Origin of the sequence: Pseudomonas sp. BT-42-2, from assembly GCF_025847435.2 — a bacterium.
GTDB classification, from domain to species: Bacteria; Pseudomonadota; Gammaproteobacteria; order Pseudomonadales; family Pseudomonadaceae; genus Aquipseudomonas; species Aquipseudomonas urmiensis.
On record NZ_JAOYTM010000009.1, the window covers coordinates 34,119 to 57,037 of the forward strand.

General features: G+C 62.0%; 17 protein-coding genes. 9 read left to right on the forward strand and 8 right to left on the reverse strand.

Annotation, left to right across the window (positions count from 1 at the left end; genetic code table 11):
* Nucleotides 1-54 precede the first annotated feature (54 nt).
* From OIU19_RS10375 to OIU19_RS10385, 3 genes are all read right to left on the reverse strand, one after another.
* Nucleotides 55-4,602 carry an NEL-type E3 ubiquitin ligase domain-containing protein gene (locus OIU19_RS10375; RefSeq protein ID WP_264234928.1) on the reverse strand — a complete coding sequence of 1,516 codons (4,548 nt, stop codon included), beginning with the start codon at nucleotides 4,600-4,602 and terminating at the stop codon, nucleotides 55-57.
* Between the two features lie 76 nt (nucleotides 4,603-4,678).
* Nucleotides 4,679-5,704: an AraC family transcriptional regulator gene (locus tag OIU19_RS10380; RefSeq protein WP_264235132.1), complete on the reverse strand. Its 1,026-nt coding sequence runs from the start codon at nucleotides 5,702-5,704 to the stop codon at nucleotides 4,679-4,681.
* Between the two features lie 69 nt (nucleotides 5,705-5,773).
* Nucleotides 5,774-6,637 carry a LysR substrate-binding domain-containing protein gene (locus OIU19_RS10385; RefSeq protein ID WP_264234929.1) on the reverse strand — a complete coding sequence of 288 codons (864 nt, stop codon included), beginning with the start codon at nucleotides 6,635-6,637 and terminating at the stop codon, nucleotides 5,774-5,776.
* Between the two features lie 133 nt (nucleotides 6,638-6,770).
* Here OIU19_RS10385 and OIU19_RS10390 point away from each other — a divergent pair, with 133 nt between their 5' ends.
* Together OIU19_RS10390 and phnX are read left to right on the forward strand one after the other, a co-directional pair.
* Nucleotides 6,771-7,877, forward strand: a complete 1,107-nt coding sequence (locus OIU19_RS10390; RefSeq protein WP_264234930.1) for a 2-aminoethylphosphonate--pyruvate transaminase — start codon at nucleotides 6,771-6,773, stop codon at nucleotides 7,875-7,877.
* Nucleotides 7,878-7,908: 31 nt separating this feature from the next.
* Nucleotides 7,909-8,736, forward strand: a complete 828-nt coding sequence (gene phnX / locus OIU19_RS10395; protein WP_264234931.1) for a phosphonoacetaldehyde hydrolase — start codon at nucleotides 7,909-7,911, stop codon at nucleotides 8,734-8,736.
* A 112-nt stretch (nucleotides 8,737-8,848) separates the two neighbouring features.
* On the opposite strand, the gene OIU19_RS10400 is transcribed toward phnX, so the two are convergent.
* A complete protein-coding gene (locus OIU19_RS10400; RefSeq protein WP_186555750.1) occupies nucleotides 8,849-9,409 on the reverse strand; it encodes an NADPH-dependent FMN reductase in 561 nt (186 codons plus the stop codon).
* Between the two features lie 157 nt (nucleotides 9,410-9,566).
* Here OIU19_RS10400 and OIU19_RS10405 point away from each other — a divergent pair, with 157 nt between their 5' ends.
* On the forward strand, nucleotides 9,567-9,785 hold the full coding sequence (locus OIU19_RS10405; RefSeq protein WP_186555749.1) for a hypothetical protein: 219 nt from the start codon (nucleotides 9,567-9,569) through the stop codon (nucleotides 9,783-9,785).
* Here OIU19_RS10405 and OIU19_RS10410 read toward each other — a convergent pair.
* From OIU19_RS10410 to OIU19_RS10425, 4 genes are all read right to left on the reverse strand, one after another.
* Nucleotides 9,769-12,030, reverse strand: coding sequence for an Orn/Lys/Arg decarboxylase N-terminal domain-containing protein (locus tag OIU19_RS10410; protein ID WP_264234932.1), 2,262 nt, complete (start codon nucleotides 12,028-12,030; stop codon nucleotides 9,769-9,771). The two genes, OIU19_RS10405 and OIU19_RS10410, sit on opposite strands and share 17 nt — an antisense overlap.
* Before the next feature lie 530 nt (nucleotides 12,031-12,560).
* Nucleotides 12,561-13,304 carry a DNA polymerase III subunit epsilon gene (gene dnaQ / locus OIU19_RS10415; RefSeq protein WP_264234933.1) on the reverse strand — a complete coding sequence of 248 codons (744 nt, stop codon included), beginning with the start codon at nucleotides 13,302-13,304 and terminating at the stop codon, nucleotides 12,561-12,563.
* A 52-nt stretch (nucleotides 13,305-13,356) separates the two neighbouring features.
* Complete coding sequence (gene rnhA / locus OIU19_RS10420) at nucleotides 13,357-13,803, reverse strand: ribonuclease HI (protein WP_264234934.1); 447 nt, start codon at nucleotides 13,801-13,803, stop codon at nucleotides 13,357-13,359.
* Nucleotides 13,804-13,826: 23 nt separating this feature from the next.
* Nucleotides 13,827-14,606, reverse strand: a complete 780-nt coding sequence (locus OIU19_RS10425; RefSeq protein ID WP_264234935.1) for a class I SAM-dependent methyltransferase — start codon at nucleotides 14,604-14,606, stop codon at nucleotides 13,827-13,829.
* 85 nt (nucleotides 14,607-14,691) lie between these two features.
* On the opposite strand from OIU19_RS10425, the gene gloB reads away from it, so the two are divergent.
* From gloB to OIU19_RS10455, 6 genes are all read left to right on the forward strand, one after another.
* Entirely contained in the window at nucleotides 14,692-15,471 is a 780-nt protein-coding gene (gene gloB / locus OIU19_RS10430; protein ID WP_264234936.1) for a hydroxyacylglutathione hydrolase, read from the forward strand.
* A 100-nt stretch (nucleotides 15,472-15,571) separates the two neighbouring features.
* On the forward strand, nucleotides 15,572-16,999 hold the full coding sequence (locus OIU19_RS10435) for a lytic transglycosylase domain-containing protein (RefSeq protein WP_264234937.1): 1,428 nt from the start codon (nucleotides 15,572-15,574) through the stop codon (nucleotides 16,997-16,999).
* Between the two features lie 147 nt (nucleotides 17,000-17,146).
* Nucleotides 17,147-18,976, forward strand: coding sequence for an extracellular solute-binding protein (locus tag OIU19_RS10440; protein ID WP_264234938.1), 1,830 nt, complete (start codon nucleotides 17,147-17,149; stop codon nucleotides 18,974-18,976).
* Nucleotides 18,973-20,823 (forward strand): extracellular solute-binding protein, encoded by a 1,851-nt coding sequence (locus tag OIU19_RS10445; RefSeq protein ID WP_264234939.1) that lies wholly within the window; start codon nucleotides 18,973-18,975, stop codon nucleotides 20,821-20,823. Before OIU19_RS10440 ends, OIU19_RS10445 begins: the two co-directional genes overlap by 4 nt.
* Nucleotide 20,824: 1 nt before the next feature.
* Nucleotides 20,825-21,898: a microcin C ABC transporter permease YejB gene (locus OIU19_RS10450; RefSeq protein ID WP_186555742.1), complete on the forward strand. Its 1,074-nt coding sequence runs from the start codon at nucleotides 20,825-20,827 to the stop codon at nucleotides 21,896-21,898.
* Between the two features lies 1 nt (nucleotide 21,899).
* Nucleotides 21,900-22,919, forward strand: a complete 1,020-nt coding sequence (locus OIU19_RS10455; RefSeq protein WP_186555741.1) for an ABC transporter permease — start codon at nucleotides 21,900-21,902, stop codon at nucleotides 22,917-22,919.

The following is a 22,919-nucleotide window of genomic DNA, read 5'->3' on the forward strand; positions in this document are numbered from 1 at the left end:
GCAATGGCCAAACCGCTCAATCGGGATGAGCGGTTTGGCCGCTATGACGCAGGTTCAATCGGCTGGATGCCAGCTACGCATGACCTCGCGGGTCAGTTTCAAAATCAGGTCAGCCTCGGCCTGTTTGAACGCCTTGGCGATTTCATCACTGCGTTTGAGCAGCTCACCTTCCGGTAAACCTTGCAGTGCCTCTTGCTGAATCCAGAACGGCTGCGCGACCTGCTCGAACTGCACTGCGTATTCGCGGCGCAGGTAATCGATCCAAAAATCCCGTTGGCTGATGTAGCTAACCAAATCATTGGTGGCTGACGCCCATCTCACCTGTGCGGCGGCGTTGCTTAGCTGCTGCTGAGTCACTCCGGCAATCTGCCCGAACTGCATCGTGCGCGGCTGGCCCGGTAGGTTCAAGGTACGGGCCAGACCAATGCGATAAGCCAAGCTGACTTCAATTTCATCCACCCGCTCACGCCCTCGCGTGGCGGCGTCTTGCTCTGACAAGCCAGTATTACGCAGCCTATCGGTTTCCATGGTGATGCGCCGTTCGATGTCCAAACGGGCAATACGCTCGACTTCGTCCAGCCGGAACAGGCCACGCGCCAACTCCAGCAACGATAGCTGTTCACTCGCCGAGCTCGCCTGGGCCACCAGCATGCGAATCTCTAATCTGCTGAAACACGAGATCAAGCGATCCACACACCCCCGCGCGGCGGCCAACTCAAATACTTCGGCGCGTAACACGCTGTTATCGCTGATCGCCGCCAGCAAAGCCCACACGCGCCGACTCAGGTCCTGACGGGCATGCTGAAAATCGCTGGTATCAGTCAATAAATCGAGCAGGCGGAAGAACTCTTCACTGTTGGCCTCTGCATGCAGGGCATCCCAGCGTGCTTCGCACGCTGGGCGCTGGGCCTCTTGCAAGGATGCAAGCCATGTCTGCCTGACTGGCGAAGGCTCAACAGCGGTAGACTGTACTATCTGAGGCGCAGGCTCAGGGGCATACAGGCGCTGGCGAACATCGACCGCCAGCGGGTTGTCGCGCAGTTCCAAGGCTTGTCGGGTTTGCGCAGAGGCAGTGAGCAAAGTTTCCGGCACCTGAGCGATCTGGTTATCACGAAGATCGGCCAACTCCAGCATCCCACACCATTCCAACCCCTCGGGTACACTTTGCAGACCCGTCTGGCGCAAGCTGAGTTCGCGCAGACGTGATAGCTGCCGAAACCGTAGACTGATTGCACCCAGTGGATTGAAACTCAGGTCCAAGGTTTGCAGCCTATACAGCTCACGAACGGTATCGGCAGACGCCTGGGTCATGCGAATCCGATTGCGCGCCATGCGCAGCTCCACCAGGCTGGTCAGCTGCGCGATATCATCAGGGATGCCAGTTAGCGCGTTACTGTTCAGATTGAGCCATCGCAGACGAGAGAAGCAACGCAAGAATCCACTAGGAATGGCATGAAGATTCAACCCCACCATAGTCAGGTCGGTCACGTGGCCATAGTCGGTATCGGCCGGCAAGGTCGGGAGGCTTGCGATATCCAACCCAATCAGGCTCAGGCGAACACCGGCCAATTGCCCGGATCTGTTGAGCAACCGTTGCCCCTGAAGCTGCCAACTACGGCGTAATTCAGTCGCAACGTGTCGGCGTCGCGTGTACCGAGTGGTCGCACGCTCTTGCTGCACCCACTCCACCAGCGATTGGTCAAGCTGGCGGTACTGCTGGAACTGCTGAGCCATGTTGAGATAGGCGGTCTCAGGATTCTCCAACAGCAGTGCCACGAAGCGATCAAGGTCACGGTCGTTGAAGCTCGGATAAAGTGCACGCGCAGAGCGCATGAGCAGACGCCGCGAAGGATGACCACCCTGGCCGCGACCACTGAGCAAATACCCAAGCCGCCCATCGGCCAGTCGCTGCATAGGGCTGTGCCATGGTTTGATCTTTGCCATCCCTACCAACTGCGCAAGCGCCGGATTCCCCGAGGGCAGCCAGCTGCGCAGATCATTGATGATGCGCTCACGGGCCGTGGCCCCCTGCCAGTTCAGGCGCGTGCAATCAGCAGCGGACAGAAGCGCAGCCAACGCCTCTGGCAAGCCTTCGGGCTCACTCAATTCCAGTGGGTGTTTAAATCCATCCCGGTTGTAGCAAAGAAAACGCCCTGCGCGTCGCACCAAAATCGCACTGACCTTCTGCGGGTCGTTGTCCGGATACAATCTGGCCAGTAACGGTCCGGTATCGGATTTGTCCCGCAATTCCAGATCTTCTGGCCCGGTCAAGGCGCCATACTGACGCAACAGAGCGAACGCCAGTTGTACAGTCCCTGGTTGATAGCTGGCGTCCAGGTACAAGCCTTCACGCATGCGCGTCAGTTGCGCCAACTGCAAGTGCGCACGCGCTTGCTCGGCAACCGCCAGAGGGATGCGGTTTTGCGTGAGCATGCTCCGGCGCTGCTCATCGGTGGCAAGCTTGAGGACGTCCAGTGCATAGGCGCTTGGTAATCCTTTGAAATGTTTCTGGATCAGGCTCAGCAGAGGGTCTTGTGGCAGGTACTTGACGCTGAAATGCTCGAACAGTCGCTCGCCAAGCTCAGCAGCATTGTCGAGAAAATCAGCCTTCTGCTCCTCGACCGACAACGCATCGAGCTTCAAATAGTCGCTGCACCAGCCAAACAGCTCCAGGTCATAATCTTGGCCGTCGGCCAACTGCTTGAAGAACGCATGGACTCGTGCATCCACGGCAAACCGCTCCAGGGTATCGCGCAGAGCCACCGGCATTGGCCGGTTTTCTACCAATAACCCGCGCAAGTAGTCTTGATCGACATCGGCGACTTTCAAAATGTGCTCGACACGTGCTGCCGACAAGCTAGCGGCGGGCGGCCATAGCCGCCCCAGCAACAAACCTTCACCCTGCCAGGCAAGCGGTTGCTCGCTCGTCAAGCGCCAGCATCGCTCGCCGTTGAACTCAAGCAAAGGCCCAAAACTGGCCTCACCTTGGGGATGGACTAACTGCCAAGCACTGCGCCTGGGCACAGGCCTGACCCTATAGTAGGTATCACCATTTCGCCACCAATGGCCTGTTTGATTGGCCAGCAGGCCGTTCTCGAGTGCCATCAGGTCGCCGGGCGGAGCAAGGACGGCATACGGGCGTAGATCGCCCGACCACAGTCGCGGCTGACCCGCGTCGTTCTCTATCGGCAGCAGTTGGTCAACCACAGCGCTGCGCTTGAAGGCCCGCGCAACCAACGTCGCGCCGCCCGCCACGGCAGCCGCCACCACCACGGTCTCGGCAACCCCGAGCAAGTGCTCGATAGCTTCGTGCTGATGGCCTTGGCTCCAGTCCCAAGCACCTTCACAGACCTGTGACACGGTCTGGCCAACCAAGTCGGCAGCCAGCAGTGCACCGACAACCGGGACGAAAAAGCCGGCTAGGTTGAGTAGGTTCACGCCGACCGTTTGCAAGTTGCGCAACTGGTCGGCGCTGGCACGGGCATTGATCTGCGCGGTCGGTACCGCAAGAAAACGCGCATTGTCTCGGATGCGTTGCACCTGTTGCTCGGCCAAGGTATGGAACAGCGGGTCGTGGATTACCTGGCAGGAAGCCGTAGCATCCGTCTGTGGATCCTTTAGACGAAGCTGCAACACCCCCAAGAAGCTTGCCCGCTCCGATAGACCAATTCGTCGACTGAAGCGCTGTTGGTAACCCTCTTCACGCAGCAGTGTGCCAAGAGTCAGGCTAGCTTCACGCCAAGAGGTGAAGGCCCGCAGCGATTGCTGGCGATCCCCAGGTAAGTACAGGACCACCCCCTCCACGCTGATCTGCGGCACACGTCCTGGAATGGGCACGATCCCTTGCCGCTCGAACGCAAGAGCCCCTTCGACACGACAGTCCAACACTTTCAGGGCTCCGGCATGCACCCGGTCGCTTTGCGCATGGGTGGCAGGTTGCCCGTTGACTACCCGACGTAGCATATCGATGTCGGCTGAAGACAACTGCTTCTTCAAGAACGCAACCTCGATTGCCAACGCCAGTTGCAGGCGTTTGTCCTCGCTCAGCGCAGTGAGTAAGCCTGGGGTGAAGACCGTATTCAGATGCTCCTGGTACTGCCCACCGAGATCTACTGTCCGACAAAGATTGACCAACTCCGTGCTGTCGTTGGTCAGCACCTGTTCCGCCTCGCCGGTCGAGCTATCGGCCGGATAAACCAGGGCAGTCTGCTCAAAAAACGCTTCATCCTGTTTGAAATTCTGCAGAAAGACCTGCACAGCTGGCGTATGCACGAAATACGAGCGGTACTGCTGCGGCCCGGTTGCATCCGCGCGCAGATGACGCCGCTCCTCACGCCACTGGGCCTTGTCGAAGTCGACCGACAGCGATAAGGAGGAAGAACGCAAAGCCTGCTGTAATACCGGCTTGGCGAAGCTGTTCGGGGGCTGCAGCGCGGCTAATGCCGAGTGAACCTGTTGTTGGCTGCGCACATGATTGTCAAAGCTGCTGCGCAGTGCCTGAAACTGATTGAAGCTGGCCTTTTTGAGCCAATCGGGCAGTGTGTGGACGATGAATGCATCAGTTGCCCGTTGAAATTGGGTATCGGTGTTGTTCTGTTCCATGATCAGCACTGTTCGGTTGATGAACCACCTAGAGTGCGGCGCTTCAACAGCCTCGATCAGCGGGAAAGCACACCGCCTAGGGCAGCTCGTCCCCACGGCTATGGACCAGGCTCCGATAGTGCCCTGGGTTGCAGCCGAACCACTTGCGAAACGCCTTGTAGAACGAACTGCTATCAGCGAAGCCAAGACGCTCGGCAATGTCCCCCAGGCTCGGCTCGGCCTGGGCTAGCCAAGCGATCGCCAGCTCTCGACGCACGCTGTCTTTGAGGCCCTGATAAGTCTGCCCCTCTTCGGCCAATCGCCGGCGCAAAGTAGCGCTGGACAGACACAAGTGCCGGGCCAGACTACCGGCGTCTGGCCATTGCGTCGGATCCAGGCCTAGCAGGTCAGCGCGGATACGCCTGGCCAGGCTGGCCGGATCGCGATATTTGACCAGGATATTGCCCGGTGCCTCGGCCAGGAAACGCTGTAGCTCCTGCGCCGAGCGCTTGATGGGCAGGTCCAGGCAATCGCCGGTAATGATCATGCGTGTACGTGGCCGATCAAATTGCAGGTTTTCCGAAAACATTACTCGATAATCATCGCAAAACGGCGGCTCGGCGCAGCGCAGGTCGACTGCCAGGATCGCAATGCGCCGCCCGGCCAGCCAACAGGCCACGCCGTGCACGATCATCCAGAAGGTGAAATAGGTAAATGCCCGGCGCGGCTGCTCGCACGGTTCATTGATCACGATCTCGGCCAGGCTCTGCTGGCGTACCAGGCTCGGTTGCAAGTCGTCGAGCATCAACGAAAGAAAGCCCAGGGCAATCTCCAGCCCCGCCCCCAGGCTCGGTTGGGCCATCGCCGCGCGGGTCATGAAAGCCAGGCTGCCATTAGGCAAACCGCGCCGGTCCATGGCGAAGAACTCATCGTTGCAGCGCCGCGCCAGCAGCCGCCAGAGTCGTGCGTAAGCATTGGCAGAGACCCGCGCCTCTGCCTGCTCCAGCTGCGCTGGATCGATGCCTGCGCGCAGCAGCACACCGGTGTCGGGCTGGCCCGCCGGGCAGGTCTGCAATAGCGCTTCGCGCACCAGTTGCATGGAGATGGTGTCTTTCTCGCTCATCGGCCGTCCAGCGCCAGGTTGCTCGGAGTCGGCCATCTTAGGCCGCTGCGCGGTATTCGTCAGCATGGCTCAAAGATCTGTGGCCAGCCCCAGGAAGGCCTGGATCAAGCGCAGCTCGCGGCGCCGTTCCAGGCAACCGATCATATGCCGGTTGACCAGGCCCGCCCCGCTGATCGGCCGCGCCACCACCCGTGGGTCGTGCGCCACTTCAACCGACGAGACGATGCCAATGCCAAGCTCGGCGGCGACCGCCTCGGTGACCGCCTCGCGGCTGTCCAGTTCGAGCAACACCCGCGGGCTGACCTCGGCCTCGCGACAGGCCTGGTCGAAGGTGCGCCGGGTGATCGAGCTGGGTTCGCGCAGCACCATGATCTGCCGATCGAGATCGGCCAAGGGCAGCTCACCCTGATCGTCGGCCCACGGGTGACCGACCGGCAACAGCGCGCACAGGCGTGAGTCTCCCAAACTTTGCAAGTACAAGCCCTTGCGCGGCTCGACCTCGGTCAGTACCGCCACGTCGGCATGCTCCGAAAGCAGCGCTGCCAAGGTTTCCTGGGCATTGCCCAGGCGCAGGTTGACAGTGATACCAGGGTAGCGGGCACGCAGCTGGGCGAGCATCGGCATCACCCGGTGCGGCCCATCGGCGGCAACCTCCAACCGTCCGGTCAGCAACTGGCGATTGGCTTCGAGCATCGCCTGCGCCTCTTCCGCCAGGCCGAACATGGCCCGGGTGATGGCTGCCAGGCGCGTGCCCTCTTCGGTCAGCTCGACCCGGCGCGCGGTCCGTCGCAGCAAGGTGATCTGGTAATGCTCTTCTAGCGCTTTGACGTGCCCGGTCACTGCCGGCTGGCTGATGAACAAGCGGGCGGCGGCGCGGGTGAAACTGCCTTCGCGGGCGACGGCATCGAAAGCGCGGAGCTGGAACAGGTTCATATTTATCGGCCTGACTTATGGCTGGCATAACGACAAACAATTTGATTGATGACAAGGCCAATTGCAACCTAGCACCCGTAGTTTCAGCACCCACTTATTCGCTGACCACCCGCCGCTTGCGAGGAACTCCGGTATGAGCAACGCCCCTATCCTGCTGACCCCCGGCCCACTGACCACCTCCGCCCGTACCCGCCAAGCCATGCTGGTGGACTGGGGCTCGTGGGATCGCGACTTCAATCAACTGACTGCCAGTGTCTGCGAGCAGCTCCTGGCAATCCTTGACGCCAGCGCCAGCCACCACTGCGTGCCGCTGCAAGGCAGCGGCACCTTCGCCGTGGAAGCCGCCATCGGCACCCTGGTGCCGCGTGACGGCAAGGTCCTGGTGCTGATCAATGGCGCCTATGGCCAGCGCCTGGCCAAGATCTGCAACGTGCTGGGGCGCAACTTCAGCACCTTCGAGACCGCCGAAGACCAACCGACCACCGCCGAAGACGTCGACCGCCTGCTGGCAGCCGATCCGGCCGTGACCCATGTGGCACTGATCCACTGCGAGACCAGCACCGGCATCCTCAACCCGCTGCCCGAGATCGCACAGGTCGTGAAACGCCACGGCAAGCGCTTGATCATCGACGCCATGAGTTCCTTCGGCGCGCTGCCGATCGATGCTCGCCAGGTGCCGTTCGAAGCGCTGATCGCCGCCTCCGGCAAGTGCCTGGAAGGCGTACCGGGAATGGGCTTCGTGTTCGCCGAGAAGAGTGCCCTGGCTGACGCCGAAGGCAACGCCCATTCGCTGGCCATGGACCTCTACGACCAGCACAGCTACATGGCCAAGACTGGCCAATGGCGCTTCACCCCACCGACTCACGTGGTCGCCGCCCTGCACGAAGCCTTGCAGCAATACAACGAAGAAGGCGGCCTGCCGGCGCGTCATCAGCGCTACTCGGACAACTGCCAGACCCTGCTCGAGGGCATGGCGGCGATCGGCCTGAAAAGCTTCCTGCCGACTGAAATCCAGGCGCCGATCATCGTCACCTTCCACGCCCCCAACGACCCGCGCTACCAGTTCAAGGACTTCTATGAGCGGGTCAAGGCCAAGGGTTTCATCCTCTACCCGGGCAAGCTGACCCAGGTCGAAACCTTCCGCGTCGGTTGCATCGGCGTGGTTGGCGCAGATGGCATGCAGGCCGCCGTCGATGCCGTGGCGCAAGTGCTGCGGGAAATGGAAGTGCTGGACATCTGACTTTGCCTCTACCTTTGAAGGATTACTGGACATGAACTACAGCAACCCTACCCGCCTGCAAGCCGCCATCCTTGACTGGGCTGGCACCGTGGTCGACTTTGGCTCCTTCGCGCCAACCCAGATCTTCGTCGAGGCCTTTGCCGAATTCGATGTCGAGGTGTCCATCGAAGAAGCCCGTGGCCCGATGGGCATGGGCAAGTGGGACCACATCCGCACCCTGTGCGACCAGCCGGCGATTGCCGAGCGCTATCGCAACGTGTTTGGCCGCACGCCGACAGACGATGATGTCACAGCTATCTACAACCGCTTCATGCCGCTGCAGATCGAGAAGATCGCCGTGCACTCGGCGCTGATCCCAGGGGCGCTAGAGACCCTGACCGGGCTGCGCCAGGATGGCCTGAAGATCGGCTCGTGCTCGGGTTATCCGAAAGTGGTGATGGACAAGGTGGTGGAGCTGGCCAAGCAAAACGGCTATATCGCCGACCACGTGGTGGCCACCGATGAGACCCCCAACGGCCGCCCCTGGCCGGCCCAGGCCCTGGCCAACGTGATCGCGCTGGGCATCGATGATGTGGCGGCGTGCGTAAAAGTCGACGACACCGTGCCGGGGATTCTCGAAGGTCGCCGCGCCGGCATGTGGACCGTGGCGCTGGTGTGCTCGGGCAATGCCCTGGGGCTGACCTGGGAAGGCTACCAGGCGCTTGGTGCCGAGAAGCTCGAAAGTGAGCGCAAGCGTATTCATGCGCTGTTTGAAGGCTCGCGCCCGCACTACCTGATCGACACCATCAATGACTTGCCAGAGGTGATTGCCGACATCAACCGACGCTTGGCCAAGGGTGATATGCCGCAGGCATTTTGATCTTGTGCCGTCACTTCTGACGCTATCGGGACAAGCCCGCTCCCACGCCACGCCTCAGGCATGAGGTAATTGGCGTGGGAGCGGGCTTGCCCCGCGATAACAGATCAACGACTCACACGGCCCGATTGAGTTTCACCCAGGCAGCAAACTTATCGATAAACGCCTGCAAGAATGGCCGAGTCTTGTCATTGAGCTTGCCAGACTCTTCGAACAAGCTCGCCGCCCCACCGATATACGCCTCGGGCATCTGCATGCACGGCATATCGAGAAACACCAGCGACTGACGCACCGCATGGTTGGCGCCAAACCCGCCAATCGCCCCCGGCGAGACGCTCACCACCGCCGTTGGCTTCCCCCCCCAGGCACTTTGGCCATACGGCCGCGAGCCCACGTCAATGGCGTTTTTCAGGCAACCCGGCACCGAGCGGTTGTACTCCGGGGTGACGAACAGCACCGCATCGCTACGGCGGATCTCGTCGCGAAAGCGCTTCCACGCATCCGGCGCGCCGCTGGCCTCGACATCCTCGTTGTACAGGGGCAGGTCGCCGATCTCGACGATTTTCAGGGCAAGGCTGGAGGACGCCAGCTCACTCAAGGCCCGGGCCACCTTGCGGTTGTAGGATTCCTTGCGCAAGCTGCCGACCACGACTGCTACCGAAAACACCTGGCTCATGGCGATTTACACCCTCTGCTGGCTGATGGACCTAGTAGTTATAGATGACCGTTCCTCGGCGCCGAGGTTTTTTTCCTCTTGATAGAAAACTTCCCAAGGGTTTCACTGGTCTATGTCTGCAGACATTTCCTACATTTTTCAGAGGTTTCCCCCCAAAATGGCAGCAGTACTGGTCGGCCAATTCCACGCCCGTGACGCCGAAGGCCGTATCTACCCCGTCCATGAGTTCCAGGAGTCGACCCTCCAGGCCGATGGCAGCGTGCTTGGCGCGCCGATCAGCAGCTATCGCCTGGCCATCGGTGACCGGGTCAACCACTTGGGTGAGGACCGTTTCGAACTGGCGCAAAGCGGCGTGGAAATCATCCGCATTCCTTGACGCAGTCGACCGTGTAGATGCGCCCTTGGCCACAGTCTTCGCTTTGCAGACCGTGCACATCGGCGACAAAACCGGGGAAGCCCTGGTCGAACGCGCGGGCGAAGGCCAGGTAATCGAGGATCGAGCGCGTCGTTTCGGTGAAGCGTTCGCCTGGCATGATCAATGGGATACCAGGCGGATAGGGCACCAGCATCACCGCCGAGATCCGCCCTAGCAACGCCTCGACCGGCACTGCCTCGACCGCCCCGCGCACAAGATGGTCATAGGCCAGCGCCGGGGTGATGGCCACCTCCGGCAAACGGGTAAACAGGCGCTTGAGCTGCTTGGCCGTGGCATTGCTGCGATAACACTCGTGCAACTGGCCGCACAGATCACGTAGGCCCAACCCCTGGTAACGCATCGGCGCCTGCGCCACCACGCTCGGCAGGCTGACGCTCAAGGGGCTGTTCGCGTCATAGTGGCGCTTGAACTCCAGCAGCTCGGTTAGCAAAGTGCTCCATTTGCCCTTGGTGATGCCCATCGAGAACAGCACCAGAAAGCTATATAGCCCGGTCTTTTCCACCACCAGCCCACGCTCCCAGAGAAACTTGCTCACCACCGCCGCCGGAATGCCATGCGCACCCAGCGCGCCGCCAGCCGTCAGCCCCGGCATGACCAGGGTAACTTTGAGCGGATCGAGCAACACGTAGTCCTGCTCCACCTCGCCAAAGCCATGCCAGGGCGCACCGGGCTGCAACAGCCAGTCCTGGGCGGTAATGTGCTGGATGCCCTCGGCACGCTCCGGCTGCCAGATGCTGAACCACCAGTCATTGGCAGCGATGTGCTCGCGCAGGTTGGCCAGGGCGCGGCGAAAGCTCAGTGCCTCGTCGAACATCTCCTGCAACAGCGAACGTCCAGCAGGGCCTTCCATCATCGCCGAGGCGACGTCCAGCGAGGCCAGGATGCTGTACTGCGGCGAGGTTGAGATGTGCATCATGAACGCTTCATTGAAGCGGTCGCGGTCGAGCTGGCGCGTGGCGCCGTCCTGCACATGAATCATCGACGCCTGGCTGAAGGCGGCCAACAACTTGTGGGTCGAATGCGTGCTGAACAGCAGCGGGCTGTCGGCACTGCGCGGCGTGCCCATGGCGTAACGGCCGGCAAAAAACTCATGAAAGGCGGCATAGGCGAACCAGGCTTCGTCAAAATGCAGCACTTCGACGCTATTACCCAACGCCTGCTTGATCATCCCGGCGTGATAGCACAGCCCGTCGTAGGTCGAGTTGGTTACCACTGCCAGCTTGATCCGCGCCGGTCGGCCTGTGGCCAGCGGGTTGGCGGCGATCTTGGCCTGGATCGACGCAGCGCTGAACTCACTCAACGGAATCGGCCCGATAATGCCCAACTCATTGCGCTCGGGGCACAAGTAAATGGGAATGGCGCCGGTCATGATGATCGCGTGCACCACGGACTTGTGGCAGTTGCGGTCGACGAGCACCAGGTCGTCACGGCCGACCATCGAATGCCAGACGATCTTGTTGGCCGTCGAGGTGCCGTTGATCACGAAGAAGGTGTGATCGGCGCCAAAATTGCGCGCAGCGCGTGCTTCAGCCTCGGCCAAGGGGCCGGTGTGATCGAGCAAGGATCCCAACTCGGGCACCGATACCGACAGGTCCGAACGCAGCGTGTTCTCGCCGAAGAACTGGTGGAATGCCTGCCCCACCGGGCTTTTGCGATAAGCCACCCCGCCGCCGTGGCCGGGGGTGTGCCAAGAATAGTTCGATTGCGCGGTGTGCTGCACCAATGCCTTGAAAAACGGCGGCAGCAGGCCATCGAGGTAGTTGTGTGCAGCCCGCGCGACCTGGCGGGCGAGAAACGGCACGGTGTCTTCGAACAGGTAAAGAATGCCGCGCAGCTGGTTGAGCTCGCTCATTGCCTCGGCGGGGGCGTTCTCCAGGGTGACCTGTTCGCCGAGGGCGAAGATCGGCAGGTTTGGCGCGCGCAGACGCGCCAGGCTGATCAGCTCGGCCATGTTCTGCAACAGATGAGTGTTGTCGCCGACCCCTTCAGCGGCGATCAGCATGCAGGCCAAGCCATGATGGGTAGCGGCGACCAGGCGCGCTTCGGCGTGGTCGGCGGCGGCCAGGATGGTGAAGCCGTCCTGGGCCAATTCAGCAGCGATGGCACGCACGCGCTCACCGGCGACGCTGTCAGCCTTGATCGCCCGGTGAACGATCAGGATCGGGAACTGCAGGTCCTTGTACATGGGCAACCACCACCTGGGCAGAACTGCTGGGTTCTTTCAGGGTAGAAGCTGGTTGCTCAGGCTGCGACGTTTAGTATTTGTGCTGTCAGCCCCGGCCTCTTCGCGGGCAAGCCCGCTCCCACAGGGAGCGTAGCGTTCTTAAGCCGAGAGCCTGGAGCGGGCTCGCCCGCGAAGAGGCCAGCCCTGGCACCACAAAGGCAGACCTGCACATAGCATTCCCCAGACAGGCCCAACATTTACAGGACAACACAAAACCCTGTGGGAGCGGGCTTGCCCGCGAAGAGGCCAGCCCTGGCACCCACAAAGGCAGACCTGCACATAGCATTCCCCAGACAGGCCCAACATTTGCCAGACAACACAAAACCCTGTGGGAGCGGGCTTGCCCGCGAAGAGGCCAGCCCTGGCACCCACAAAGGCAGACCTGCACATAGCATTCCCCAGACAGGCCCAACATTTGCAGGACAACACAAAACCCTGTGGGAGCGGGCTTGCCCGCGAAGAGGCCAGCCCTGACACCCCGCAGGGCTCGATCAACCTTCGGTCAGGCTCTGCCACAAAGCCGGCCCACCCGCCGACTTGGCCACTGCTGCCAGACGCTCGGCATGCGCTTCCAACTCTTCAGCCGAGGCCATGATGATCCGCCCAGGCTGGCGTCCGACGATACGGCGAATCTCACTGCCAGTGCTGTTGCTACCCTCTTCACCGTCAGCGCCATGCCCAGCCAGCGACAGGCTGGTCTGCCCGCCGGTCATCGCCAGGTAAACGTCCGCCAACAACTCGGAGTCGAGCAAGGCGCCGTGCAGTTCACGGCCGGAGTTGTCGATGCCGTAGCGTTTGCACAAGGCATCAAGGCTATTGCGCTGGCCCGGATGGCGCGCACGCGCCAGCATCAGGGTGTCGAGAATGCCGCAGTGCTTGGAGATGTCTGCGCGGTCGTGCTGACCGAGCATGGCGAACTCGTTGTTGATGAAGCCAACGTCGAACGCCGCGTTATGGATGACCAGCTGGGCACCCTGGATAAACTCGAAGAACTCCTCGGCCACGTCGGCAAAACGTGGTTTGCCAACCAAGAATGCATCAGTGATGCCGTGCACACCAATCGCGCCTTCGTCACTCTCGCGGTCGGGCTGCAGATAGACGTGGAAGTGCCGCCCGGTCAGGCGCCGGCCCATGACTTCGACACAACCGATCTCGATGATCCGATGCCCCTCACTGACCGGCATGCCGGTCGTTTCGGTATCGAGGACGACGAATCTGCTGTTCTGCTGCTCCACGCGGGTGGCTCCAACTGGTACTTCGAGGGAAAGCCGGCGATTGTACCCCAGCTCAGCGCTTGGCGCGTACCTCGTCGACGCCGCGATTGGCCAACTGGTCAGCGCGTTCGTTGCCAGGGTGGCCGATATGCCCGCGCACCCATTTCCAGGTGACCTTGTGTCGGTTGACCTGCTCGTCGAGCTCGCGCCACAAGTCAGCGTTTTTCACCGGTTCCTTGGTCGCGGTCTTCCAACCGCGCTTCTTCCAGTTGGCCATCCACTCGTTGATGCCCTTCATCACGTACTGCGAGTCGGTGGTCAGCACCACCTCGCATTCACGCTTGAGCGCCCGCAGGCCCTCGATCGCCGCCATTAGTTCCATGCGATTGTTGGTGGTCTCGAGCTCACCGCCCCACAATTCCTTCTCGACGCCTTTGTAGACCATCAGCACCCCCCAGCCACCCGGGCCAGGGTTGCCCTTGCAGGCGCCATCGGTGTAGATCTCGATGCTATCGCTCATGTACTGCCTTTACTCGCTGTGGATTATCGACCGGGATGGCGCTCCCGCTGGCTAGTTGCCTCGCGGTTGACCTTGGCCAGCGGTAACGGCAGCAACTTACCCATTGGCTCGCGCCGCTCCAGACGCAGCGGCCGCAGGCCGACCACCATCTTGCGCGCCACCAGTAGGTAGACCCCGCCGCCAGAGGTTTGCCAACCGCCGGCCATCCGCTCCCAACCGGCCAGGCGTTGTTGCCAGGCCGGCGAGGCCAGCGGCGGACGATAGCAGCCGAAGCGGCGTTTCTCCAGCGCAAAGCCGAGCAGGTTGAGCCAGTCGCCGACCCGCGACGGCGAGATGCAACGCGCCTTGCGCAGCGCCCCATGGCTAAAGAAATGACGCATGCCCCAGCTACTCCACGGGTTGATGCCCACGATCAGCAAATGGCCACCCGGGCGCACAGCGCTGGCCGCCTCACGCAGCAGGCCATGCGGCGACAGGCTGAAGTCCAGGCCATGCTGCAGCACCACCACATCGGCTGCGTGCTCGGAGAGCGGCCAGGCCTGTTCTTCGCAGACGATCTCGACCCCCGGCAGCGGCGCGCCAAGGCGCACGTTGCGGTGCACCTGTGGAGCACTGGGCGGGGTTTCGGCGCAGGGGCCGTAATGCACCAGGTAGCCGCCGAAGAAGCGCGCCAGTTCGTCTTCGAGCAGCTTTTCTTCCTCGCGCAACATCAACTGCCCAAGAGGGCCCTGGAACCAGTCGCGGGCCAGGCTGATCAGTTCGATCCATTCAGGATCGGCCTGGGCAAAGGCTTGGTCGGTCATTGCGTTTTCCCTCCAAGGTTCTCCCGCCGCGCCATCGCGGCTAAGATGCCCTCATGTCCCACGCCAGATGATTCGGATCCGCACCATGATACAGATCGATGCCCTACCCGCTTTCTCCGACAACTACATCTGGTTGTTACAGGATACTGCCAAACGCCAGTGCGCGGTGGTCGATCCCGGTGACGCCGCGCCGGTGCTGGCTTGGCTCGAGGCCAACCCCGACTGGACGCTGACCGACATCCTGGTCACCCATCACCATCACGATCACGTCGGCGGCGTCGAACACCTCAAGCAGGTGACAGGTGCGCGCGTTTGCGGCCCGGCTGCCGAAACCATCCCCGGCCGCGACCTGGCCCTGCAAGACAATGCCCAGGTTACCGCGCTGGGCCTGAGTTTCCAGGTCATGGCGATGCCCGGCCATACCTTGGGACACATCGCCTATTTCACCGCGCAGACGCCCACCCCCCTGTTGTTCAGTGGCGACACCCTGTTCGCGGCCGGCTGTGGTCGCTTGTTCGAGGGCACCCCTGAGCAAATGCACCACTCCCTTGAGCGGCTGGCCGCCTTGCCCGCGGAAACCCAGGTGTACTGCGCCCACGAATACACCTTGAGCAACCTGCGCTTTGCCAAGGCTGTAGAACCAGAAAACCCGCACGTTGTCGCACGCTTTGCCGAGGTTAGCCGCCTGCGTGAGCAAGATCGCATCACTCTGCCATCTACGATCGGTTTGGAACGCTTGACCAACCCCTTCCTGCGTACCGCTGAAACATCCGTTAAACAAAAAGCAGACGAATGGAAGGGTCTTTCAAACGTAGGCCAAGCCGCTGTTTTTGCTGCCCTGAGGTCTTGGAAAGACCGCTTTTGATAACCTCAAGATATATCGCAATCGGTCCCCAAAGGTTGACCGGGCGGGAAGCGGTTCCTAGAATCGCCGAAATTTTTTGCCCGGATACCCGTCCCAGCCGATGTCTTCTCGTAGCCGCAGAACCTCGCAATCCGTCGCTTTGACGCGCCTCGCACAGATCAGTGCGCTGGCCCTGGCCGCCACTTTGGTGGGCTGCCAGAGCACCCGTCAGGTTGACGAATCCGAAAGCGTTCGCGCGCACAACTACCAGGCTCGGATCAAGCACAAACCGGCGCCGCTGATGGTCAAGCCCAAGGAGCAAGCACCCCAGGATGTCTGGGAGCGCATGCGCCAGGGCTTTGCCCTGCAAGACAGCATCGACGTCAACCCGCGCATCGAACAGCAGCGCCTGTGGTTCGCCAGCAACCCACGATTCGTCGAAACCGCCGGCGAGCGCGGCAGCCTGTACCTGCATTACATCGTCGAGCGCCTGGAAGAACGCGACATGCCGCTTGAGCTGGCGCTGCTGCCGGCGATTGAAAGCGCCTACAACCCGATGGCCTACTCGCGGGCCCACGCCGCTGGCATGTGGCAGTTCATCCCGTCCACCGGGCGCCACTTCAACCTGCGTCAAACCAATTTCTACGATGGCCGCCGCGACATCACCGCGTCGACCAATGCTGCGCTGGAATACCTCACCCGCCTGCACGACATGTTCAACGGCGACTGGCTGTTGGCGCTGGCCGCCTACAATGCTGGCGAGGGCACTGTCAGCCGGGCGATCGAGCGTAACGAAAAGCTTGGCCTGCCGACCGATTACTGGAACCTGCCGCTGCCGCAGGAAACCCGCGACTACGTGCCCAAGCTGCTGGCGCTGTCGCAGGTGGTGTCGACGCCTGAGTCCTACGGCGTCAACCTCAACCCGATCGCCAACGAGCCCTACTTCGAGGCCGTGGCTATCAACGACCGCCTGGACCTGTCCAAGGTCGCCGCCTTCGCCAACATGGATGAAGACGAGCTGATTCAGCTCAACCCCGCGTTCAAGAAGCGCATGACGGTCGATGGTCCCAAGCAGTTGCTGGTGCCTACCGCCAAGGCGCAGTTGCTATCGGCCAGCCTGTCCAACCTCAACCCCGAGCAGTTGGTCAGCCTGCAACCGCGCAAAGCGGTGTTCGAGGCAGCGGTGGCTGAAGCCAAGGCGCCTGCAGCGCGTAGCTACCGGGTCAAGCGCGGGGACAACCTGGGCAGCATTGCCAAGGCCAATCGGGTTTCGGTCAAGGACATCCAGCGTTGGAACCGGCTTTCGGGCAACCGCCTGAAAGCTGGCCAGGTTCTGGCCCTGCGCGGCGGTAATGCACCTTCGGCTGCCGGCAACCGGGTTGCGTCGTCCAAGCAGCGCTCGACCCAGTACAAAGTACGCAAGGGCGACTCGCTGTACCTGGTGGCCAAGCGCTTCAATGTCGAGATGCAGCACCTCAAGCGCTGGAATCCGCGTAGTGGCCATGCGCTCAAACCCGGCCAGACCCTGACTGTCTACCTGGGCCATTGATGGAATTGGGGCTGCCTTGCAGCCCCACGTTAGCAACACCGCCAAATAGCGCTGTGCCCTCCCCGCTCCCAGCACTCTTTTTCCAACCCCGCCAAGCTGTTACTGTAGCCCGACCAAAGCCCAAAGCCCTCTGGATCGGATGCCGACTTGATACGTCCCCTCCTGCTGTCATTCAGCCTGGCCTTGAGCTTTCCCGCAGGCGCGATGGTGAGCGAAAGCCACGGTTACGCGCAGTTCGGCACGCTCAAATACCCAGCCACCTTCACCCACTTCGACTGGGTCAATCCGCAAGCGCCCAAGGGCGGTACCTTGCGGGCCATGGCATTTGGCACCTTCGACACGCTCAACCCATACACCTTCAAAGGCTCAAGCCCGGTCACCACGCCAAACTTCCTGCAGTACGGCATCAACGAGCTCAACGAGACGCTGATGGTCGGCACCGGCATGTACGACCCGTCTGGCGACGAACCCACCTCCAGCTACGGCCTGATCGCCCGCTCGGTCGAGTACAGCGAGGACCGCAGCTGGGTGGTGTTCAACCTGCGCCCCGAAGCACGCTTCCACGATGGCAAACCGATCACCTCGGCGGACGTGGCGTTCTCCTACCGCACGCTGCTCAAGGACGGCCACCCGCTGTACCGCACCAACCTGCAGGAAGTGCAACGGGTCGATATCCTCGGGCCGTTGCGCATCCGCTTCGTGTTCAAGCGCGCTGGCAACCCTCTGCTGATCCTACGCCTGGGCGAAATGCCGGTGTTGCCCAAACACTACTGGCAAAAGCGCGACTTCAAGGCCACCACCTTCGAGCCACCGCTGGGCAGCGGGCCGTATCGCATTACTGAAGTGCAGCCAGGCCGGCGCCTGGTGTTCACGCGGGTCAAGGATTACTGGGGCAAGGATCTGCCGGTCAACCGTGGCAAGTACAACTTCAACAGCGTCGAATACGAGTTCTATCGCGACGCCACTGTCGCCTTCGAGGCGTTCAAGGCCGGTGAGTTCGACATCTACATCGAGCACCAGGCCAAGAACTGGGCCAACGGCTACAACTTCCCCGCGGTGCGCCGCGGTGAAGTGATCAAGGCGCAGATCCCGCATCGCATCCCGACCCAGACCCAAGGCCTGTTCATGAACAGCCGCCGGGCGACCTTCAGCGACCCGCTGGTGCGCCAGGCGCTGGGCCTGATGCTCGACTTCGAGTGGACCAACCGCGCCCTGTTCAGCAGCGCCTATCGCCGCTCGACCAGCTACTACCCCAACAGCGAGTTTGCCGCCACCGGCCTGCCGACCGGCAAGGAGTGGCTGCTGCTGGCGCCGTTTCGCGAGCAACTGCCGGCAAAGCTCTACACCGAGCCGTACAAGGTCAGCCACACCAACGGCAGCGGCGTCAGTCGGCAAACCCTGCGCCAGGCCCTGGCGCTGTTCGCCCAGGCGGGCTGGAAGCTCGATGGCCAGCGCCTGGTAGACGCCAAGGGCAAGCAGCTGCGCATCGAGCTGTTGCTGGTCAACCCCAACCTTGAACGGATCCTGCAACCTTATGTCGAAAATCTGGCGAGCATCGGCATCGATGCGCGCTTGCGCACCGTGGACCGCGCCCAGTACAAACAACGGCTGGACCAGTTCGACTTCGACATGATTCTGATGACCCTGAACCAGACCTTGAGCCCCGGCCTTGAGCAGTGGCTGTACTTTCATTCCAGCCAAGCCTCGACCAAGGGCAGCAAGAACTATGCTGGGGTCAAGGACCCGGTGGTCGACCACCTGCTCGACACCCTGCTCGCCGCCCGTACCCGCGACGACCAGGTCGCCGCTGCGCGCGCCCTGGACCGGGTACTGTCGTGGCACTACTACATGATTCCCAACTGGTATCTCGACAATCACCGCTTGGCCTACCGCAACCGGTTCGCCTTCGTCACCACACCGCCCTACACCCTGGGCTTGAACAGCTGGTGGCTCAAGACTTCGGAGAAAGCCAAATGATGCCGACCCACAGCCTACGCCGCCTGGCTGGCAGCTTGCTGCTCGCCTGCCTGAGCGTGACGGCAATGGCCGCGCCGCAACACGCCCTGACCTTGTACGATGAGCCGCCCAAGTACCCGGCGAGCTTCAAGCACTTCGACTTCGTCAACCCCGACGCGCCCAAGGGCGGCACCTTCCGCCAATCCAGCTTCGGCGGTTTCGACAGCCTCAACCCATTCATCAACAAGGGCGTGCCTGCAGAAAACATCGGCAGCATCTACGACACCCTGATGCGCCAAAGCCTGGATGAGCCCTTCACCGAGTACGGCCTGGTGGCCGGCAAGATCGAAAAGGCCCCAGACAATAGCTGGGTGCGCTTCTACCTGCGCCCCGAAGCGCGCTTTCACGACGGCCAGCCGATGCGCGCCGACGACGTGGTATGGACCTTCAACACCCTGGTCAGCAAAGGCGCGCCGCTGTACCGCGTGTACTACGGCGACGTCGCCGAAGCCGTGGCAGAGAACCCGCTGACTGTACTGTTCAAGTTCAAGCACAAGAACAACCGCGAGCTGCCGCTGATTCTCGGCCAACTGCCGGTACTGCCCAAGCACTGGTACGCCGAGCGCGACTTCACCCGAGGCAACCTGGAAATCCCGCTGGGCAGCGGGCCGTACAAGATCGCCCAGGTCAAGGCCGGACGCTCGGTACGCTACGAGCGGGTCCGGGACTATTGGGCCAAAGACCTGCCGATCAACCGCGGCTTCTACAACTTCGACGCCATGACCTTCGACTATTACCGCGACAACACCGTCGCCCTCGAAGCGCTCAAGGCCGGCCAGTTCGACTACATGCTGGAAATGACCGCGAAGAACTGGGCCACCGCCTACAACGTGCCAGCGGTGCGCGAAGGCCGGCTGATCAAGGAAGAGCTGCTCAACGGCAACCCGGTCGGCATGCAGGGCTTTGTCTTCAACCTGCGCCGCCCGGTATTCCAGGACATTCGCGTACGCCAGGCGCTGAGCCTGATGCTCGATTACGAGTGGACCAACAAGCAGCTGTTCAACGGTGCCTACACCCGCACCGGCAGCTACTTCGAAAACTCGGAAATGGCCGCCAAGGGCCTGCCCTCGCCGGCCGAGCTGAAGATCCTCGAACCGCTGCGCGGCAAGATTCCCGAGCAAGCCTTTAGCGAAGCCTTCCACAACCCAGTCACCGACGGCAGCGGCATGATCCGCGAGCAACAGCGCAAGGCTTACAAGCTGCTGCAAGACGCCGGCTGGAAGATCGTCAACGACAAGATGGTCGACACCCAAGGCAAACCGGTGAGCATCGAGTTCCTGGTCGCGCAGACCGAGTTCGAGCGCGTGCTGCTGCCGTTCAAGCGCAACCTGGCCGACCTGGGCATCGAGCTGAGCATTCGCCGCGTCGAAGTCCCGCAGTACATCAACCGCCTGCGCTCGCGCGATTTCGACATGATCGTCAGCGGCTTCCCGCAGTCCAGCTCGCCAGGCAACGAACAGCGCGAGTTCTGGTCCAGCGGCGCCGCCGACAACCCCGGCAGCCGCAACTTCATCGGCCTGCGCGACCCGGCCATCGACCAACTGGTCGAAGCCTTGATCAACGCCGACTCCCGTCAGAGCCTGATCGACCACGCCCGCGCCCTCGACCGGGTGCTGCTGTGGGGCTACTACGTAATCCCCAACTGGCACATCAAGACCTGGCGCGTGGCCTACTGGAACCACATCGGCCACCCCAAGGTATCGCCCAAGTATGACGTTGGCATCGACACCTGGTGGATCAAACCCGACGTCACCCCGGCAGTGACCACGCAGCCGGCAGACGCCGAACAACCCGGCGAGGCGAACTGACATGCTCGCCTACATCCTGCGTCGTTTGCTGCTGATCATCCCAACCCTGCTGGGCATCCTGGTAATCAACTTCATCATCGTCCAGGCCGCCCCCGGCGGCCCGGTCGAGCAGATGATCGCCAAGCTCGAAGGCTTCGACGGCGCCACCAGCCGCATCGCCGGCGGCGGCGCCGAAGTCTCGGTGGCCGGCTCCAACTACCGTGGCGCGCAAGGCCTGGACCCGGCGCTGATCGCCGAGATCGAGCGCATGTACGGCTTTGACAAATCGCCGCCCGAGCGGCTGTGGATCATGATCAAGAACTACGCCCAGCTCGACTTTGGCGACAGCTTCTTCCGCGACGCCAAGGTCATCGACCTGATCGCCGAGAAGATGCCGGTGTCGATCTCGCTCGGGCTATGGAGCACGCTGATCATGTACCTGGTGTCGATCCCCCTGGGGATCGCCAAAGCGGTACGCCACGGCAGCCACTTCGACGTCTGGACCAGCTCGGCGATCGTCGTCGGCTACGCCATCCCGGCGTTCCTGTTCGCCATCCTGCTGATCGTGTTGTTCGCCGGCGGCAGCTACTTCGACTGGTTCCCGCTACGCGGGCTGACCTCGAACAACTTCGAGGAGCTGTCGACCACCGGCAAGGTGCTCGACTACTTCTGGCACCTGGTGCTGCCGATCACCGCGCTGGTGATCGGTAACTTCGCCACCATGACCCTGCTGACCAAGAACAGCTTCCTCGACGAAATCAACAAGCAGTACGTGGTCACCGCCAAGGCCAAGGGCCTGAGCCGACCACGGGTGCTGTACGGGCACGTGTTCCGCAACGCCATGCTGCTAGTGATCGCCGGCTTCCCCTCGGCGTTCATCGGCATTTTCTTCACCGGCTCCCTGCTGATCGAGGTGATCTTCTCGCTCGACGGCCTGGGCCTGATGAGTTTCGAAGCGGCGATCAACCGCGACTACCCGGTGGTCTTCGGCACCCTGTTCATCTTCACCCTGCTCGGGCTGGTGGTGAAACTGATCGGCGACCTGACCTACACCCTGGTCGATCCGCGCATCGACTTCGCCAGCCGGGAGCACTGACATGGCCCTGTCCCCTCTCAATCGCCGGCGCTTCGAGCGCTTCAAGGCCAACCGCCGCGGCTGGTGGTCGTTGTGGTTGTTCATCATCCTGTTCGGCCTGAGCCTGGGCGCCGAGCTGATCGCCAACGACAAACCGATTGCCGTGCGCTACGACGGTGAGTGGTACTTCCCGGCATTCAAACGCTATCCAGAGACCACCTTCGGCGGTGAATTCCCACTCGAAGCCAACTACAAGAGCCCGTACATCCGCGAGCTGCTGGAGAAAAAAGACAGCTGGGTGCTGTGGGCGCCGATCCCGTTCAGCTACCAGAGCATCAACTACGACCTCAAGGTCCCGGCGCCCGCCCCGCCCTCGGCGGATAACTGGCTAGGCACCGACGACCAGGGCCGCGATGTGCTGTCGCGGGTCATCTATGGCTTTCGCGTATCGGTGCTGTTCGCCCTGACCCTGACCGTGCTCAGCTCGATCGTCGGCGTCATCGCTGGCGCCTTGCAAGGCTTCTACGGCGGCTGGGTGGATCTGGCTGGCCAGCGTTTTCTGGAGATCTGGTCTGGCCTGCCGGTGCTGTACCTGCTGATCATCCTCGCCAGCTTCGTGCAACCCAACTTCTGGTGGCTGCTGGGGATCATGCTGCTGTTCTCCTGGATGAGCCTGGTCGATGTGGTGCGCGCCGAGTTCCTGCGTGGGCGCAACCTCGAATACGTGCGCGCCGCCCGCGCCTTGGGCATGCGCAACGGCGCGATCATGTACCGGCACATCCTGCCCAACGCGATGATCTCGACCATGACCTTCATGCCGTTCATTCTCACCGGCGCGATCGGCACCCTGACCGCGCTGGACTTCCTCGGCTTCGGCCTGCCCGCCGGCTCGCCCTCGCTGGGCGAGCTGGTCGCCCAGGGCAAGTCCAACCTGCAAGCGCCGTGGTTGGGCATCAGCGCCTTTGCCGTACTGGCGCTGATGCTCAGCCTGCTGGTATTCATCGGCGAGTCCGCCCGCGATGCCTTCGACCCGAGGAAATGA